Genomic DNA, 14242 nt, shown 5'->3' with positions numbered 1-14242 from the left:
CCAACGACTGGTCGTCCTCGCCGCTCGGTTGGCCGGAAACCTGGCCGCAGGCGCTGCGCTCGGTCGCGAGCCTGATGCTCGGCTCCAGGTTCCCGATGTTCGCCGCCTGGGGGCCGGACCTCGCCTTCGTCTACAACGACGCCTACGCGGAGATCCTGGGCGACAAGCACCCGGCTGCCCTCGGTCGCCGCTTCCGCGAGATCTGGCCCGAGATCTGGGAGGCCATCACGCCCTTCGTCGACAGCGCGATGGCCGGCGAGGCGACCTGGGCCGAGAACCTGCCGTTCACGATGAACCGCCACGGCTACGACGAGCAGACCACCTTCACCTTCTCCTATTCGCCGATCCGGAACGAGGACGGCACGGTGGGCGGCATGTTCTGCTCCTGCACCGAGACCACAGCCAGGGTCAGGGCGGGGCAAGACGCCCGTGCTCGCCCCCGACGAGGCGCGCGCGCTCCTCGACGCGATCGACACCACCACGCCGATCGGCCTGCGCGACCGGGCGCTGATCGGCCTGATGGTCTACACGTTCGCGCGGATCGGCGCGGCCACCGCCATGCGGGTCGATGACGTGTACGTGCAGAACCGCCGCCTCTGGGTGCGGCTGCACGAGAAGGGTGGCAAGGCGGTGGAGCTGCCCTGCCACCACAACCTGGAGAGCTACCTGCATGCCTACCTGGACGGCACGGGCATCGCCGCGGACGGCGACGGGCCGCTGTTCCGGACGATCCGGCGCGGGACGGCCGAGCTGACCCGCACGGCCCTGCCGAGCGCCAACGCCTACGCGATGGTGCGGCGGCGGGCGAAGGCGGCCGGGATCGCCACGCGGATCGGCAACCACACGTTCCGGGCGACCGGGATCACTGCCTACTTGAAGAATGGCGGCACACTGGAACGGGCCGCCGCCATCGCCAACCACGCCTCCACGCGCACGACCCAGCTCTACGATCGCCGCGCCGACGAGGTGAACCTGGACGAGATCGAGCGCATCCTCATCTGAGGGGCGCGCCGCTCAGGAGCTATGGGTTCCGCCGAGGGTGTTCTCAGGGGGTACGACGCCGGAAATCGCGCCCGTCGTACCCGGGCCATGTAGTCCGTGTTTGGTCACGGTCTGCCCATCACCCCTTCGTAGCAGAGAATTTGATGCATCTCGCTTCGAGGTCATTGAGCATCTTTGAATGCTCGTCGTGGCCGACCGGTAGCCGCCCCTTGGAAGCTTGGCCGTCGATGGCAATGTATCCGGTTGGACCCGAATTGCATCGGAGAATTTTTGGGTCCGTCGTGCAACGGAACCAAATCGAAATTCCCTTTGATTTCAATGGGTAAAGCGCGCGCGCTCGATCATTCAAGGCCGCCTTTTTCGATGGTCCCCTTTATTCAGGGCGACATCAGGTGGCAGACAAGCGGCGACGCAGGACTGGGCTACAGCTGGATCGTGACGAGGTTCGTGCAGCCGAGGCAGCATGGAAGAACGCGGCGGACCTCAACGCCGCCGAACGGAGGAAGCCGGATGGCCTGATCGTCGGCCGGCCGTACCTGGTCACGATCAAGCCCGCTCACCTCGACGGCCTCGGTCGGACCGATCAGGCGTTGTACTGGCGGAGGGTTCTGGATCGGGTTCGCTCGTTCGCGCACTACCGCAAGTTCCTCCTCACGCACGTGTGGACGCGGGAGAGCACCCGCCCGCCAGGCAACGCCAGAGCGGTCCGCAAGACCGAGCGGAAGGACGGTGGCAGTCGGGGGGAGCACATGCACCTCCTGATTTATCTTCCGCCACACCTCATCGAGCGCTTCAGGAAGTCAGTGGCCGGCCGCAAGGGCGATGTGCGCGAGATCCACATCCAGCAGGCCTGGCACACGGCCTCGGCCATGCGGAACGGAAACATCGGCTCCGCGGTCCGGTACATCCTGAAGAACAGCCCCCAGTCGGGATGGAAGCGAAAGTGGGCGTACCGGCTGGGTGGCCCCATCCACGGAGCTCGATGGGGTTGCACGGACAACATCGACCCTCGATCGCGTATACCACCCAGCCCGAAGGGCCCCGCAGGGCCTCAGTCCCCGCCGCGCGCTTCAAAGATCATCCCGACCTCCGGGACCGGACGTGCCAGGACCGCCAAGCCCGGGTCCGCGCCGCCGCGGCCCCGCCGCGCGCGCCTTGGCGATCCGCTCCCGCAGGATCTCCGCCCCATCAGCGATCAGCATCATCCAAAGAGCCCAGAAGCCATTCAGGTGCTCGCCGGCGAGGGTGACGAGCCCGGAGACTTTGGTGACGCGCGCGGCGGGCATCGCCTCGACCTCCTCGCGAACCAGGTTCCCCAGACGGCGGCCCCGCTCGTCAGGGTCGAACGCCGTAACCACCTCAGCGCCGCGCGCCGCCGCGGCGCGCAAGACGCCGCGCACCTCATCCGGGGCAGCGCCTTCGGCGGCGACGAACAAGGTCCGGCCGATGTCGTCCTGCTCGAGGGCCGGGATGAGACCCTGCCGCTCCCGCGCGAGTGCACAGGTGCTCATGACACTGGTCGGGCTCTGCCCGAGCACGACGACCTCACGTCCGCCCGGACGCGGGCCAGAATAGGCGAAGGACCAGACCCCGTGCCGTCCGCGCAGGCCCCAGTGCCCCTCGTCCGGCCGGCTACCCTCGATGCGAACCCCGATGTGATCGGCCTGCAGCCCGACCTTGCTGCCGGCGTGAAGCGGAAACATCGTGCCGATGGCGTCGCCACCGGAGCGAGCAGCACCGATGAGTTTGTGATCCACGAGGGGTTGGACCAGCTCCTCAGGTAGTTGGCGCTCGAACACGAGGCGGTCGGCGACGGCGAGAAGATCGGCGGGATCTCGGGAGATTGGCACGATCTCCGTACGGCCCGTCCTCACATCAAGCGCGACCCTGGCCTCATCTTCGGCGCAGGCCGCGGCCGTGGCTATGGCTGCATCACGGGTCTGGCTGGTGGCGAGCCAAGCCACGGCCGCGGCGAAATCCAGCCCCTCGGCAAGCTTCACTAGGTCGATCGCGCCGCGCCCCCCCTTGCCGAGATCGTGCAGGCGGAAGGTCTCACGCCCGTCGGTCCCGACCTTTTTGGTGATGCGACCGGCGGGACCGGTCCATTCCGCACCGTCCTTCGAGGTGGACCGGTAGCCGAGCTGGGGGAGCACCTCGGCGAGCGGCACGGCGCGTAGGCGGTTCTGTAGGGCCTGGCGCTCCTCCTTCGCCTCGTCCGCGATCCGGCCAGCCCGGGCAGCCTCGTCGCGCAAGTGCACGATCTCCTCGCGCGCCTGTTCGCCGTCGAGCGCCTTCGCCTGAAGCTCCGCGAGGGCGCGCGGCGTCCGGCCGAGGACCTGCATCGCGATCAGCTCACCGGCCGACACGGCTAGCGGCTCCCCGGCTTTTCTCACGCGTTCGTAGTACTGCGCGACCTCGTTGTGCTTGGCAGGCGACCCCTTGCGCCCGCGCTGGATCCCGAGCGGAGCGAGGGCCTGCGCGTACTCCGTTTGCATGCGCTGCAAGTGGCCGCGGTTGAACAGGTCCCGGGCACAAAGTCTCCCCTCTTTCAAGGGCACGACGGCGAAATGAATGTGAGGCGTTGCTTCGTCTGTGTGATGCATAACGGACACGAGGCGATCGCCGAATTCAGCGTGTAGCCACACCAGCGAGCGCGCGATCCAAGCGGCCGTTCGCTCCGGGTCAGCGTGGCCTGCCCGCGATGGGTCGTCGGGCCGGAAGTACTTCGGGGAAGCGCTGAGGATGCCTTCGACCGCCAGGACAGCGTTAGATCGAATTCTGGCGGGCAGTTTCCAGACCACATCGTCCTTCGTGCATGTCCCTAGCAGGAACTCGACCTTGCGGCCCGGATCGGCATTCGGGGTGTCCTTGTCCCGCCGCCAGTGAATGAACATCGCGCGGATCTCCCCATGGCTCTTGAGTTTCTGGAAGCGAAGGACCGCGAACATGATGATCGACCCAGGCGGCGCTGATCCTCTCAAATAGGCTATAAGCAAAAATGGGTATGTAAAGTCCAAAAATTGGAAATTGTGTACTCACTATACTTTTGTCCCAAAAGTCGTTCGTCGCTCTACGAAGCGAAATAGGCTCACATCTTCACCAATGCGCGGATCGCTTCTGGATGTGATAGTGGGTGGGTTGAATTTTGCGCGGAACGCATCTCTGGCGAATCGCTAGCAAAGAGATCGTAGTTCCTACAGTGATATTGGTTCGCACTGTTATGTGGTGTATATTGCGATCCCATAAGCACATGTGAATCGCTAGACATGCTAAAGCTCGAATCGCTCACAGAAGAAGATAAGCATAAGCGGCTGCTGAAGCAGCTGGCCCGGGAGGACGCGGATCGCCGTCGCTCCGCGAAGAGGGCCGCGGACAACCAAAAGGCCGGCTGGATCCGAGTGACAGTCCTCGTACCCAAGGAGGATGCCGCTCGGACCCGGGAGGATGCCAAACAACGACGCAGCGCGTGGGCCCAACGCCAGAAGCACACCGAGGCGGTCAGCGGGTCGGATGAGCAAGAGCAGCAGCTACCGCTGTTCGAAGCCCCTCAGATCAAGTGGTACTTCGCTGGTGAGAAAGTGCCAGGATAGGCCTGTGCACCCGGCGCCGCCTCGGCGGCGCTCCTCGAAGCATCTTGGGTCCGACCCAACCCGCCACCTTCGGCTTGGCTCTGCGCAGGATCTCTGCGAGGAAGCCGACGGCGAGCAGGCCCTGCGTCCTCGCGAGAGCCAGAAGCTCGTCACGGCCCGGATCGAAGCCCGAGGAAAGGCGGCTGATCTCCTCGACACCGCACACGGCTGACCGAACCGCGTCGAGCGCGTGGGACAGCCCCGGTGTGTCCCTCGCCGCATTCCGTCGGAGGGCCAGCAGATGCGCTTCGGCGGTGCGCAGCGCCGTGTCGTCCGAAGCGCCAGAGCCAGCGGCGCTCCCGATCACGACGGCAAGCGCTTGGACCGCCGGAGCAAAGCAGGGCAGCAGACCCAAGCCGGAGGCCTGATCGGCATCGTTCGTCATATCGTCCATCCGCGTGCGCCTACCGCATGGCTCGGCCCGTGCCACCACCCACGCGGATTCTGGGGTGTGCGCTTCGTTCAAGGTCGACCGCTGCCCCTCGGCAGCCTTCTGAGGGTTCCATTTTCCTCGAATCTGACAGGGTTAGAACCTCAGTAGGCGTGCTGGTTACGCTTTTGACCCCTCCCCCCTGATGAAACGCAGGCCCGGCTTGTCCGCGTCGGTCGGGGAGGGGGTCACCACGCCGCGCCAGTCGGATCCACGCGAGCCACTCGGCCGCGACGATCCGGAGCACGTTCGTATCGTTGCGAAAGCCGGTGATCGCCCGCTCCTCGACGGTCAGCAGTCCGTGCCGGCGCGCCTCGCGGATGGCGTTCTTGACCGTCGAGCGGCACACGCCCGCGACCGCAGCCATGTTCTCGATCGACAGCCGGCAGTCCTTCCGCCTGGTGGTCTCAGCCGCCACGAGGGCGAGGACCGCCTGCTCGGCCAGCGTGAACCGAGCCGCGAGCCCTGGCGGGAGCCGCCCCGAGGCGGCCCAGCGGCGACGGCGCTCCATCGAGGCATCCGTGCGCGGGCGCGAGCCGACGGCCCTCCTGGCGGATCCTGCTCGATCCTGGATGGGCGCACTATCGTCTGGGTTAGGAACTCTCGCCGCCGGCAGGGAGAACCGCCGGGCGGCCGGCGCATCGGTCCGTGCTTCGATTAGCCCGGACAATGCCTCGGCCTCGGCCTCTGTGACCGTTCCGTCCCCGAACGCGCGCCACAGCAGCGCTGTCACCTGGGGCAAGGTGATTCGGTCGGCCGCCTCGATCGCGCGGCGGATCTCATCTGCGAACACGTATCTCGGCCCTTTCCACAGGGCCACAGGGGGACGATCGGCGGCGCAGGCTGTGCGCTCCGTTCAAGACAAGCCGGTATCGTTGCCAGAACCGGGGTTCTGACTTGACGCCCGAGGGCGCTTCATGGCTTGTGGGGGCTGGAAAATCGGTCCCACAGACCATCTCGAATTCGACAGCCTCGACCTTGCCGGGTCGGGGCTGTTGGCTTTTCAGGGTCCTACTGCGGCGGTCGGTGCTCCTGGTGATGCCGGCGACTCGCGCAAGGCGCGTTCCGACCGGACATGGCATGTCGGCCGGAGCGCACGGCTAAGTCAACGCTAGGGAATGAACAGCGCGCCGATACCGGCTGGACCTTCAACCCTAGCGGACCTGAGGAAGGCTGGTGTCATCACCAGCAGAGGGGTCATCGCGGTAATCGACGCCTACATACGGCAACCCGCCAGCTGGGCCCTACCACTTCCTAGGGGTCACAGGACCCGCCGCGAGCTGACCCGCGCCGAGTGGACCGAGCTGAAGGGCATGCTGCGATTGAAGTCGGAGCTGCAGTGCGCCTGGATGCTGAAGGAGCTCTACGGGTTCAAGTATGCCGAGCGGGCTTCCGCGCAGCTCGATCGGTTCGACAAGCGCGACCAGGGTCGCTGGACCGAGGTGATGCAGCCGATGGGCCGCGCGCTGGAGATGTCCGGTAATACGAGGTCGAGATCCTCAACTGGCACCGGGGGATATAGGACAACAGCTTCACCGAGAGCATAAACGGCCGGTAACAGCTGATCGACGCCGGGTGGGCCGGCGTGCGGTTCGAGACCGTGCGGGTGAAGACCCTCCTGCGCTACGGCAGCCTCCTGGATCAAGACTACCTCGATCGGGTCTGACCGCCCGCGCTACGGCTTCTTCCCGTCGTACCCTCACGCTTCCTCGATCGCCGCCTCCCGCCCTCCGGTGCTGTGATACCACGGTCCTTTGGTGCGTCAAAACCGAAGCACCATGGTACTAAGGCACCATCGCATAACAGTGCGTTAACACTTCGGTGCGAGCGTGCGGTGATGCAGTGGTGCAGCAGCACCATCGTGCGGAGGTATTGCGGTGCCATGGTCCAGGTGATCGCTGTTGTCGGGCGCAAGGGCGGGATCGGAAAAACGACCGTCGCGGTCCACCTCGCGGGCGAACTCGCCGCGCGGGGGAAGCGCGTTCATCTCGTGGACGCCGACCCTCAAGGCTCGGCCGCCCAATGGGCCGCGCCGGGTAACCTCCGCCTCCCTGTCGACCATCTGCCGGTCACGGTGGACAGCCTCAAGGCGTGGGTCGGGCAGGTGCGGAAGGTGGCGGCCGAGATCCTGATCCTCGATTGCCCGCCGCACCTCGACGCCGCGCTTGGCGCTGCCGTGGGCCTCGCGGACCTGGCTATCCTGCCGTGCGGTCCCTCCGGCCTCGACATGATGGCGATGAGCGAGGTGCTGGCCGTGATCCGTCGGGCCCGTGAGCACCGCGCAGGCAAGCCGGCCGCGCTCATCGTTCCGAACCGGGTAGACCGGCGGACGGCCGAGGGGCGCGAGATCGTGGAGGAGCTGGGCAAGCTGGGCGAGCCCGTAGGCCCGGCGCTGGCGTACCGGTCCGCCTTCGTGCGGGCCTTCAACACCGGCGACACAGTGGGATCCTTCGCTACCGGTTCGCCGGCTGACAGCGAGGTGAAGGCAGTGGCGGACGTGATCGAGAGGGTACTAGCGTGACTGGCAAGAAGACGGGTTCGGGCCTCGGCGCGCGGATGGCGGCCACCCCGGCGGTGAGCGCTGTGGCCGCTGGCTTTGCCGCCGCCACGGAAGGCGAGGGGTTGGGGGGCCCTGATAAGTCGGAGGCCGCGGCAAAGGCTGAGGTGGTGGCGCTGAACATCCGCCTGCCGAAGGCGCTCCACCGGACTCTTCGAGAGATCGCATTCAAGGATGAGACCAGCATCAACGCGATCCTGATCCAGGCCGCGGAAGCATGGTTGGCAAAGTCACGATGACATCGCACCGTAGTACTTCGATGCTGATGCACCATCACACCACAGTGCGGTAGCACCATGTGGCCGAACCCGAAACCCTCGCTCTCGCGATCGAGCGCGTTGAGGTCCGCCGATCGAGTGCTCGAAATAGGCCATGGCGCTCCATGTATGGGCGGGCAGCCTGACGCCATGGTGCTCAGGAGCCGAACAGGGTCGGCACCCCCGACCCTTCACCAGAATTCCTAGAAAGCTGTAGCTAGAAAGCGAAGGGGCCCGCCTGGTGTCAGCAACCCGATCCTAACCCGTCACCGCCGATGGCCACCCCCGCGGGAGACCCCGCCTGCTACAGCGCTGTGGAGGGCGCGCAGGCGGGATCTCCCGCTTTCGTTCAGCTACACCACTCCAAGGGACACGACCGACAGGACATATCAGGTGCCCGTCTCCTCCGGAGGCGGGCGTTCTTCGTTCGTGGCGCCTCTCAGTGGCGCGCATGCAGCCTTCGACGGTTCCGGTTGTGCATCGGCCAGGCCACCCCGCCCAGGGGTGTAGCGGGCGAGCCCGTCAGCAAGGCCCAAGCGCGAGCGCGCCCTACTGGCGGGCCTGGCAGTCGTCCTCTGAACCCGCCGCTTCTCCGGGCCACGGACCACAATGAAGCTCGGCCGAGGAGATTTCTTCATTCATGAGTACGGCTCGACAGAGTCGCAAGTGTCTGCCGTAACGAGGCAGCCTCCGCGATGTCTAAGCGCGCCAGACATGCTGCCTGCGCTTGCTCCCACAGCGGAATGGTGTCGTCGAGGAGAGAGCGACCCGGACCTGTTAAACGCACGCGTCGAGCGCGTCGGTCCTGAGAGTCTGGTTCAATCGTGATCAATCCACGCTTCTCAAGCAATTTGACGTTGGCCGTAAGAGTGCTTTTGTCGAGGGCAAGCTCGTCTGCCAACTCACGCATAGTCGGCGGATTGCCAAGCGCAAGTGTAGTAAGCAGTGTGAACTGCCAGTTCGATAGACCGACGGCTCGGAATACCGAGTCGAACTCGCGCCCAATCACGCGTGCAGCGCGCTGGACAGCCACACAGATACAGGCCTGCTCGATGGCTGCTGCGGTATCGGGAGTCATGCGGGAGGGCGTGGACACGTTGTGGTTCCAAAACAAGTATCGGTACAAGCTACATGCATATGGGTGGAGCAAGCGCTCATGCGAGCGTCGTTCGCTGCGGAGCCCCACCCCCAGATAGTTTGATATCATATCATGTGCGGTCGCGCACATCCATCTCCCAAATATGGTTTTATATAAAACTTACTCACCGAGCGGAACCACACCCTGCCCGGACAACCCGCAGCAGACACCCGCTCAAACTGAATGGAGACCACAATGTTTACACGCACCGCTTTCGTGATCGCCTCGGTTTTCGCCGCTGCCACACTGCCGGCTGCCGCCCAAGAAAGCCGCACCTTCTCCGCCTGGGGCCATGAGTTCATCCGGCCAGAGGTCGGCCAACCGCTCAACGCGCCCCGCATCTCGCGCAGTGAAGGTGCTGTTTCGCTGCCCAGGAAGGCGCGAGAGACCGCTTACACCTCCTCTTCGGGATTGCCCGCCGTTACGGCGTCAGGAGCTCAGACGCCGGTCAGCCGGACCATCAACGTTTGGGGCGCGCGCATCGAAGTCCCGGTGCGGTAACGTTCGTCACCCTCAATTCAACCGGTGGAGGTGTGCGTCACCTCCACCGCTACGGCTTCATCACGGAGAATATCCATGCCTCTGCATTCCCAAACGTCGGGCCGAAGTGGCTACCCAGTTAGCGTTGCTCAAGGGCTGACTATTGTCGATCGCCACGGAGATCGCCTGATCCAGGTTGCGCTCTACGCCTCACTCGTCGTTATTTACGCGTGGTTCGGCGGTATGAAGTTCACCGCGTACGAGGCCGAGGGGCTGGTACCGCTGGTCAGCAACAGCCCGTTGCTGAGCTGGTTCTACAGCATCTTCAGCGTGCGCAGTTTCTCGGCCTTCCTCGGCGTGCTGGAACTCAGCATCGGCGCACTGATCGCCGCGCGGCTCGTCAATCCTGCGCTGTCGGCGCTCGGAGGCTTCCTCTCAGCCGGCCTCTTCACGACGACGCTGAGCTTCATGGCCTCGACGCCCGGAGTTGCCGCCCCGGAGATCGGCTTCCCCGCCATCTCGGTTCCGATCGGTCAGTTCCTGCTCAAGGACGTGGGCCTGCTCGCCATTTCGCTTTGGATCGCCGTCGACTCTCTCAAGGCGATCCGCCTCGGCCGCAGCTGACTTGCACTGCTTCGTGTCACCGCTCGATCATCAGGAGATTGACTATGCAACGTATCGCTTCCGTCGATCCGGTCACGGCGACCGGTAATGCCAAGGACCTACTCGACGGCGTAGGCAAGAAACTCGGCGTCGTGCCGAACCTCTACAAGGTTCTGGCGCAGAGCCCAGCCGGCCTTGAAGGCGTGCTCGCCTTCTCCGGGGCGCTCGCACGCGGTACCCTCGACGCTGCGACGCGTGAGCGGATCGCTCTGGCGATCGCGAACGTCAATGGCTGCGACTACTGCAACGCAGCTCACACAGCCCTCGCCAAGCGCCACAAGCTCGAAGAAGCGGAGATCGCGGCCAACCGAGAAGGCCGGTCGACCGATGCCCGTGCCGACGCAGCGGTCACTTTCGCCCGCAAAGTCGCGGTGACCCGCGCTGATGTGACGGAGGCCGACGTCGCGGCCTTGCGCGCAGCCGGCTACACCGATGCGCAGACCGTTGAGATCGTGTTGCACGTGGCAGCGAACGTGCTGACAAACTACGTCAACGAGGTGTTCAAGACCGAGGTCGACTTCCCGCATGCAGGATCGGCCAAGCGCATCGCGAATTGACGCCGGTCGCAGCCGGAGCCTGTGTGTGGGCTCTGGCTGCGCCACAATCGGATGAGCGGCTTGAACCGTCCCGGGTGAATAAAAGGCCGGCATCGTCGCCGAGAATGATGGGCCGGGCACCTCGATCAGCGCGGTGCCACGCCGACACGGACTTAGCGAGACTTCGCTGAGGCAGGGAGAAGGCGGCACGAGACCTTGGGAGCACTCGTGCCGCAAGTCACAAGGTGCAAGGAGCGTCGAGACTGGACGCGCCGACTTGTTCCCGAGATGGAACAACGGGGACATGTAAGAACAGTATGACAGGGTTATGACGATGACAGCACGCACCCTATCGAAAGTTGTCAGTAAGCTCGGTCTAAAGCCTTCTAGCTCTTACGCTTGCTATTCTTTCGTGGTTTGAAGGGTATCAGGGTGTCGCATTCATCGGAAGAACGCTCAACAAGCGCAAATGCGTGAAGGTGTTTATTACGCTCTGTGTTCACGTCGAGGCTATCCAATAGCGCGTAGAAGGCGGCCCGCACGATCTCCTTCTTGGAGACTGGAGATACCCGTCCCGCCCAAGGCCTGGACGAGATCATCGACCGCCCGAGTGGAGATGCCCTGGATGTAGGCCTCCTGGATTACGGCTGTCAGCGCCTTTTCGGTCATCCGGCGCGGCTCGAGGAAGCTCGGGAAGTAGCTGCCCGTCCGCAGCTTCGGGATGCGCAACTCGACGGTGCCGGCCCGCGTCTGCCAGTCTCGGTCACGATACCCGTTGCGCTGGGCCAGCCGCTCCGGGCTCTTCTCGCCGTGGGCCGCGCCGGTCAGGCCGCCCACCTCCAGTTCCATCAGACGCTGCGCGGCAAAGCCGATCATCTCGCGCAGCACATCCGCGTCCGCACTCTTCTCAGCCAGGGCGCGCAGGCTCATAACGGCATCGGTCATCGGGGGTCTCCCGGGTTCGGGGTGGGTGTCAGCAACCCGATCCTAATCCGTCACCGCCGATGGCCACCCCCGCGAGAGATCCCGCCTGCTACAGCGCTGTGAGGGCGCGCAGGCGGGCTCTCCCGCTCTCGGTCAGCTACACCACTCCAAGGGACACGACCCGAAGCAGCTCCGTCTCAAGCTCGGCGGCCTGCAAGGACAGATTGGGCAGATCTCTTCTCAGATGCGCTGCCGGCCACCGCAGAAGGTCAAGCTGCCGGCGCACCCGAGCTGAACGGCTAACGCCCTGCCAAGGCATTCACTACGCGGTAACCTAGCATCAGGCGGGGCGTACCTGACGGCCCTGCGGTCAACCGGAAAACAGAAAGCCCGGCACCTCCTGCCTCGCTTGGGTTCGCACCAAGCGGCCGGGCGAACGAAAACGGCCGCCCCGCGAGTGGCGAGAAGGCCGTCGCACCCTTCTGCTTTGCGGCAGCGCTAGGCGGCAGACTGGTAGTGGGGGATGATGCCGGCAGCTGGCGCGGGTCGGTCGCTCACGCCCGCTCGACCGTCTTGGCGTCGGTCGGGTCCCCTCTCCGACATGCCATGTAGGCGCTGGCGACCTCCCGCAGGAAGTCGGTCGGCATGGTACCATAGACCGGTGACGGGGGATTGCTTCCCGAGATCGTCCGCAGATCGGGACCCGGCCACGTGAAAAGGTTTGCCTCGTTCACGACGACCCACTGGCGATGCTCGTCGAGACCAGATGCCGCCTTCACCTCCGCCGGGATCTCCACGGCGGCGGCATCGGACTGCGGCGGTGAGTGGGTGATCACCAGGGCGAGCACCCGACCCGATTGGACTGACACGATGACGACTGGGTGAGGGTCGTCAGAAACCTCGTGTCCGTCCTCCTGATCTTGATGAAAAAGATAACAGTGACGAACAATCAGGCCACGACTTGGGGCTGGCAACATGTCTTCTCCGCGCGGTTAATATTCATTTCTTCTCTCCAACATACTTTTCTGAAATAAAACTCTCTAGATCGTCAATGAATTCTTGAGGCGTATCTTCTGACTTTAGTGAAATAAGATCGCGCTTGGTTAGGCGGTTGTACTCTTCAAACGACAAGATGACGTTCCGGTCACGACCGTGCTTACTTACAATAACAGGGCTCGTTAGAGCCATGTCGGCATAGAGAGAGAACTGCCGCACCACATCGGCGGAGGACACTCTCACAGGTTCAAACTTGGCCAATCTGGATCTCGTTGGCATTCTTAGGAATGCGTAAAATACATATTTTGTGAGGTCTTGTCAAGGCCGCGCTTCAGGTATGGCGCGAGGGCGGATCTCCCATTGGAACGTATGGGGCGTGAAGCGCACGCGCATCGATCTGACCGACACGCGCCAGCTCTAACCCCTCGTCCTCGTCTCAGAGACGGGCCCGCTGTCGAAAAAGACGGAGCGGGCGAGGAGCAGGAAGGTATGGCCGGTCTATATACGATAATGTCCTTTATCAGACGTATTAGCAAAGATCGGCGATTAGCTAAATTCATATTGCTTTTAGCTAAAAGCTAGAATATCAAGGGGTCGATTGAGCGGGAGGACCCACATGACGACGACCGAGGCGATGAGGAGGATCAAGGATGCCATCGAGGCCTCGCCTCGGAATGGCTACATTGCCGAGCTCCATCTGCAGGTCATTAAATATGCAGGCGTGCTCGACGGTGTGACCGGCAGAGAGTTCTGCGAAGCTGTGGGGCTGACCCCAGCGTTCGGAACCGAGTTCGCGAAAATGCGCAAGATTGCGGGCAGGCTCGTGGAGGCCGGGCTCGACGTGGACCGGATATGACGACCGCCCTGGATGTGACCGAAGGCGATCCAGGAACGGGTCGGCTTCTCACGCTCGCCGTCACACATGCTCCCACCTTGGTCGCCGCGGCCGGCGAGCGCGCCGCCTATCGCTTTCTGGAGTTCTTCACCGCACAGATCCGCAATCCGCACACCCGGCGCGCCTACGCCAGGGCCGTGGGTGAGTTCTGCGCCTGGCTGGACACGTACGGCCTGCCGTCGATCACGGCCGTCAGTTCGATCCACATCGCCGAAATCCACGTCTTATTTTGGCCGAGATCGGGCTCATTTTCCGCGGCGCTCAACGCATCGCAAAAAACAAGGGAATGCGATCCACGATGAAGGTCACCAACCGGTCCGTTGCCGTCTGCCTCGCCACCGTCATCGGCGCGTTCGTCGCGCTGCCCGCCCAGGCCCAGAGCGGCCAAGCCTCCTGGTACGGAAGCGGCCGCAAGACGGCCAACGGCGAGCGGTTCAACCCGAACGGATACACCGCCGCCCACCGCCACCTGCCCTTCGGCACCCGCGTGCGCGTGACGAACCGCGCCAACGGCCGCTCCGTGGTGGTGCGCATCAACGACCGGGGGCCCTTCGTCGGCGGCCGTGTGATCGATCTCGCCCGCGGCTCCGCCCGCGCCATCGGCATGTCGGGCACGAGCTACGTCTCGCTCAACGTGGTGCGCTGAAGCGCGCGACGCTCCAAGCTCTGGATGGCACGGAGACGTTGCCGGGGAACCGAGCCCTTCCCATAATCCTCTTACGGTCGATGAAGGGC

At 64.3% G+C, this 14242-nt stretch carries 17 protein-coding genes and 1 pseudogene; 10 read left to right on the top strand and 8 right to left on the bottom strand.

The genetic code is table 11. The annotated features are described in order from the left end of the window. Positions 1–572: PAS domain-containing protein (locus ACF089_RS35660; protein ID WP_392036317.1), on the top strand; the 572-nt coding region annotated here is incomplete at its 5' end. After that, entirely contained in the window at positions 469–1002 is a 534-nt protein-coding gene (locus ACF089_RS35655) for a tyrosine-type recombinase/integrase (RefSeq protein ID WP_392036320.1), read from the top strand. The genes ACF089_RS35660 and ACF089_RS35655, both read left to right, overlap by 104 nt. Before the next feature lie 422 nt (positions 1003–1424). Here the strand turns inward: ACF089_RS35655 and ACF089_RS35650 are convergent, their stop codons facing one another. The 4 genes from ACF089_RS35650 to ACF089_RS35635 form a co-directional block, all read right to left on the bottom strand. Beyond that, entirely contained in the window at positions 1425–1637 is a 213-nt protein-coding gene (locus ACF089_RS35650; RefSeq protein ID WP_391516404.1) for a hypothetical protein, read from the bottom strand. Positions 1638–2072: 435 nt separating this feature from the next. Beyond that, the gene (gene mobV, locus ACF089_RS35645) at positions 2073–3950 is read right to left on the bottom strand and encodes a MobV family relaxase (RefSeq protein WP_053622554.1); all 1878 of its coding nucleotides are present in this window, start codon (positions 3948–3950) and stop codon (positions 2073–2075) included. Between the two features lie 604 nt (positions 3951–4554). After that, positions 4555–5025, bottom strand: a complete 471-nt coding sequence (locus tag ACF089_RS35640) for a hypothetical protein (protein ID WP_392036314.1) — start codon at positions 5023–5025, stop codon at positions 4555–4557. 10 nt (positions 5026–5035) lie between these two features. Continuing rightward, a complete protein-coding gene (locus ACF089_RS35635; RefSeq protein ID WP_053622562.1) occupies positions 5036–5854 on the bottom strand; it encodes a hypothetical protein in 819 nt (272 codons plus the stop codon). Between the two features lie 1089 nt (positions 5855–6943). On the opposite strand from ACF089_RS35635, the gene ACF089_RS35630 reads away from it, so the two are divergent. After that, complete coding sequence (locus tag ACF089_RS35630) at positions 6944–7582, top strand: ParA family protein (RefSeq protein ID WP_053622563.1); 639 nt, start codon at positions 6944–6946, stop codon at positions 7580–7582. Then, on the top strand, positions 7579–7857 hold the full coding sequence (locus tag ACF089_RS35625) for a hypothetical protein (RefSeq protein ID WP_391516407.1): 279 nt from the start codon (positions 7579–7581) through the stop codon (positions 7855–7857). The genes ACF089_RS35630 and ACF089_RS35625 overlap by 4 nt, the downstream gene beginning before the upstream one ends. Before the next feature lie 652 nt (positions 7858–8509). On the opposite strand, the gene ACF089_RS35620 is transcribed toward ACF089_RS35625, so the two are convergent. Further along, positions 8510–8953 (bottom strand): MarR family winged helix-turn-helix transcriptional regulator, encoded by a 444-nt coding sequence (locus ACF089_RS35620; RefSeq protein ID WP_083461147.1) that lies wholly within the window; start codon positions 8951–8953, stop codon positions 8510–8512. A gap of 255 nt (positions 8954–9208) precedes the next feature. On the opposite strand from ACF089_RS35620, the gene ACF089_RS35615 reads away from it, so the two are divergent. The 3 genes from ACF089_RS35615 to ACF089_RS35605 all read left to right on the top strand — a co-directional run bounded on the left by ACF089_RS35615 (position 9209) and on the right by ACF089_RS35605 (position 10713). After that, the gene (locus tag ACF089_RS35615) at positions 9209–9514 is read left to right on the top strand and encodes a hypothetical protein (protein ID WP_391516396.1); all 306 of its coding nucleotides are present in this window, start codon (positions 9209–9211) and stop codon (positions 9512–9514) included. Between the two features lie 75 nt (positions 9515–9589). Continuing rightward, complete coding sequence (locus ACF089_RS35610) at positions 9590–10117, top strand: DUF417 family protein (RefSeq protein ID WP_053622559.1); 528 nt, start codon at positions 9590–9592, stop codon at positions 10115–10117. Between the two features lie 44 nt (positions 10118–10161). After that, complete coding sequence (locus tag ACF089_RS35605; RefSeq protein WP_391516398.1) at positions 10162–10713, top strand: carboxymuconolactone decarboxylase family protein; 552 nt, start codon at positions 10162–10164, stop codon at positions 10711–10713. Between the two features lie 531 nt (positions 10714–11244). Here the strand turns inward: ACF089_RS35605 and ACF089_RS35600 are convergent. The 3 genes and pseudogenes from ACF089_RS35600 to ACF089_RS35590 all read right to left on the bottom strand — a co-directional run. Then, positions 11245–11637, bottom strand: a pseudogene (locus tag ACF089_RS35600) (transposase); the annotation flags it as partial. Between the two features lie 533 nt (positions 11638–12170). Then, entirely contained in the window at positions 12171–12464 is a 294-nt protein-coding gene (locus ACF089_RS35595) for a hypothetical protein (protein WP_392036309.1), read from the bottom strand. A 151-nt stretch (positions 12465–12615) separates the two neighbouring features. After that, positions 12616–12849 (bottom strand): hypothetical protein, encoded by a 234-nt coding sequence (locus ACF089_RS35590; protein WP_392036307.1) that lies wholly within the window; start codon positions 12847–12849, stop codon positions 12616–12618. A 379-nt stretch (positions 12850–13228) separates the two neighbouring features. Here ACF089_RS35590 and ACF089_RS35585 point away from each other — a divergent pair, with 379 nt between their 5' ends. Genes ACF089_RS35585 through ACF089_RS35575 form a run of 3 tightly spaced genes read left to right on the top strand, consistent with a single transcriptional unit; the run spans position 13229 to position 14153 of the window. Then, on the top strand, positions 13229–13468 hold the full coding sequence (locus tag ACF089_RS35585; RefSeq protein ID WP_053622552.1) for a hypothetical protein: 240 nt from the start codon (positions 13229–13231) through the stop codon (positions 13466–13468). Continuing rightward, on the top strand, positions 13465–13809 hold the full coding sequence (locus ACF089_RS35580; RefSeq protein ID WP_392036304.1) for a hypothetical protein: 345 nt from the start codon (positions 13465–13467) through the stop codon (positions 13807–13809). Before ACF089_RS35585 ends, ACF089_RS35580 begins: the two co-directional genes overlap by 4 nt. Beyond that, the gene (locus ACF089_RS35575) at positions 13794–14153 is read left to right on the top strand and encodes a septal ring lytic transglycosylase RlpA family protein (RefSeq protein WP_392036302.1); all 360 of its coding nucleotides are present in this window, start codon (positions 13794–13796) and stop codon (positions 14151–14153) included. The genes ACF089_RS35580 and ACF089_RS35575 overlap by 16 nt, the downstream gene beginning before the upstream one ends. Positions 14154–14242: the final 89 nt, after the last annotated feature.

The sequence above is a fragment of the Streptomyces sp. NPDC014894 genome (assembly GCF_043080985.1).
Lineage (GTDB): Bacteria > Actinomycetota > Actinomycetes > Streptomycetales > Streptomycetaceae > Streptomyces.
The sequence above is the reverse complement of the archived record's forward strand: the minus strand, read 5'-3'. Positions and strand labels throughout refer to the sequence as shown.

Bases quoted from the DNA above. Each gene is read 5' to 3' on its own strand.
- mobV (WP_053622554.1), bottom strand. From the start codon at position 3,950: ATGTTCGCGGTCCTTCGCTTCCAGAAACTCAAGAGCCATGGGGAGATC.
- ACF089_RS35640 (WP_392036314.1), bottom strand. From the start codon at position 5,025: ATGGACGATATGACGAACGATGCCGATCAGGCCTCCGGCTTGGGTCTG.
- ACF089_RS35630 (WP_053622563.1), top strand. From the start codon at position 6,944: ATGGTCCAGGTGATCGCTGTTGTCGGGCGCAAGGGCGGGATCGGAAAA.
- ACF089_RS35620 (WP_083461147.1), bottom strand. From the start codon at position 8,953: ATGACTCCCGATACCGCAGCAGCCATCGAGCAGGCCTGTATCTGTGTG.
- ACF089_RS35615 (WP_391516396.1), top strand. From the start codon at position 9,209: ATGTTTACACGCACCGCTTTCGTGATCGCCTCGGTTTTCGCCGCTGCC.
- ACF089_RS35610 (WP_053622559.1), top strand. From the start codon at position 9,590: ATGCCTCTGCATTCCCAAACGTCGGGCCGAAGTGGCTACCCAGTTAGC.
- ACF089_RS35605 (WP_391516398.1), top strand. From the start codon at position 10,162: ATGCAACGTATCGCTTCCGTCGATCCGGTCACGGCGACCGGTAATGCC.
- ACF089_RS35585 (WP_053622552.1), top strand. From the start codon at position 13,229: ATGACGACGACCGAGGCGATGAGGAGGATCAAGGATGCCATCGAGGCC.
- ACF089_RS35580 (WP_392036304.1), top strand. From the start codon at position 13,465: ATGACGACCGCCCTGGATGTGACCGAAGGCGATCCAGGAACGGGTCGG.
- ACF089_RS35575 (WP_392036302.1), top strand. From the start codon at position 13,794: ATGCGATCCACGATGAAGGTCACCAACCGGTCCGTTGCCGTCTGCCTC.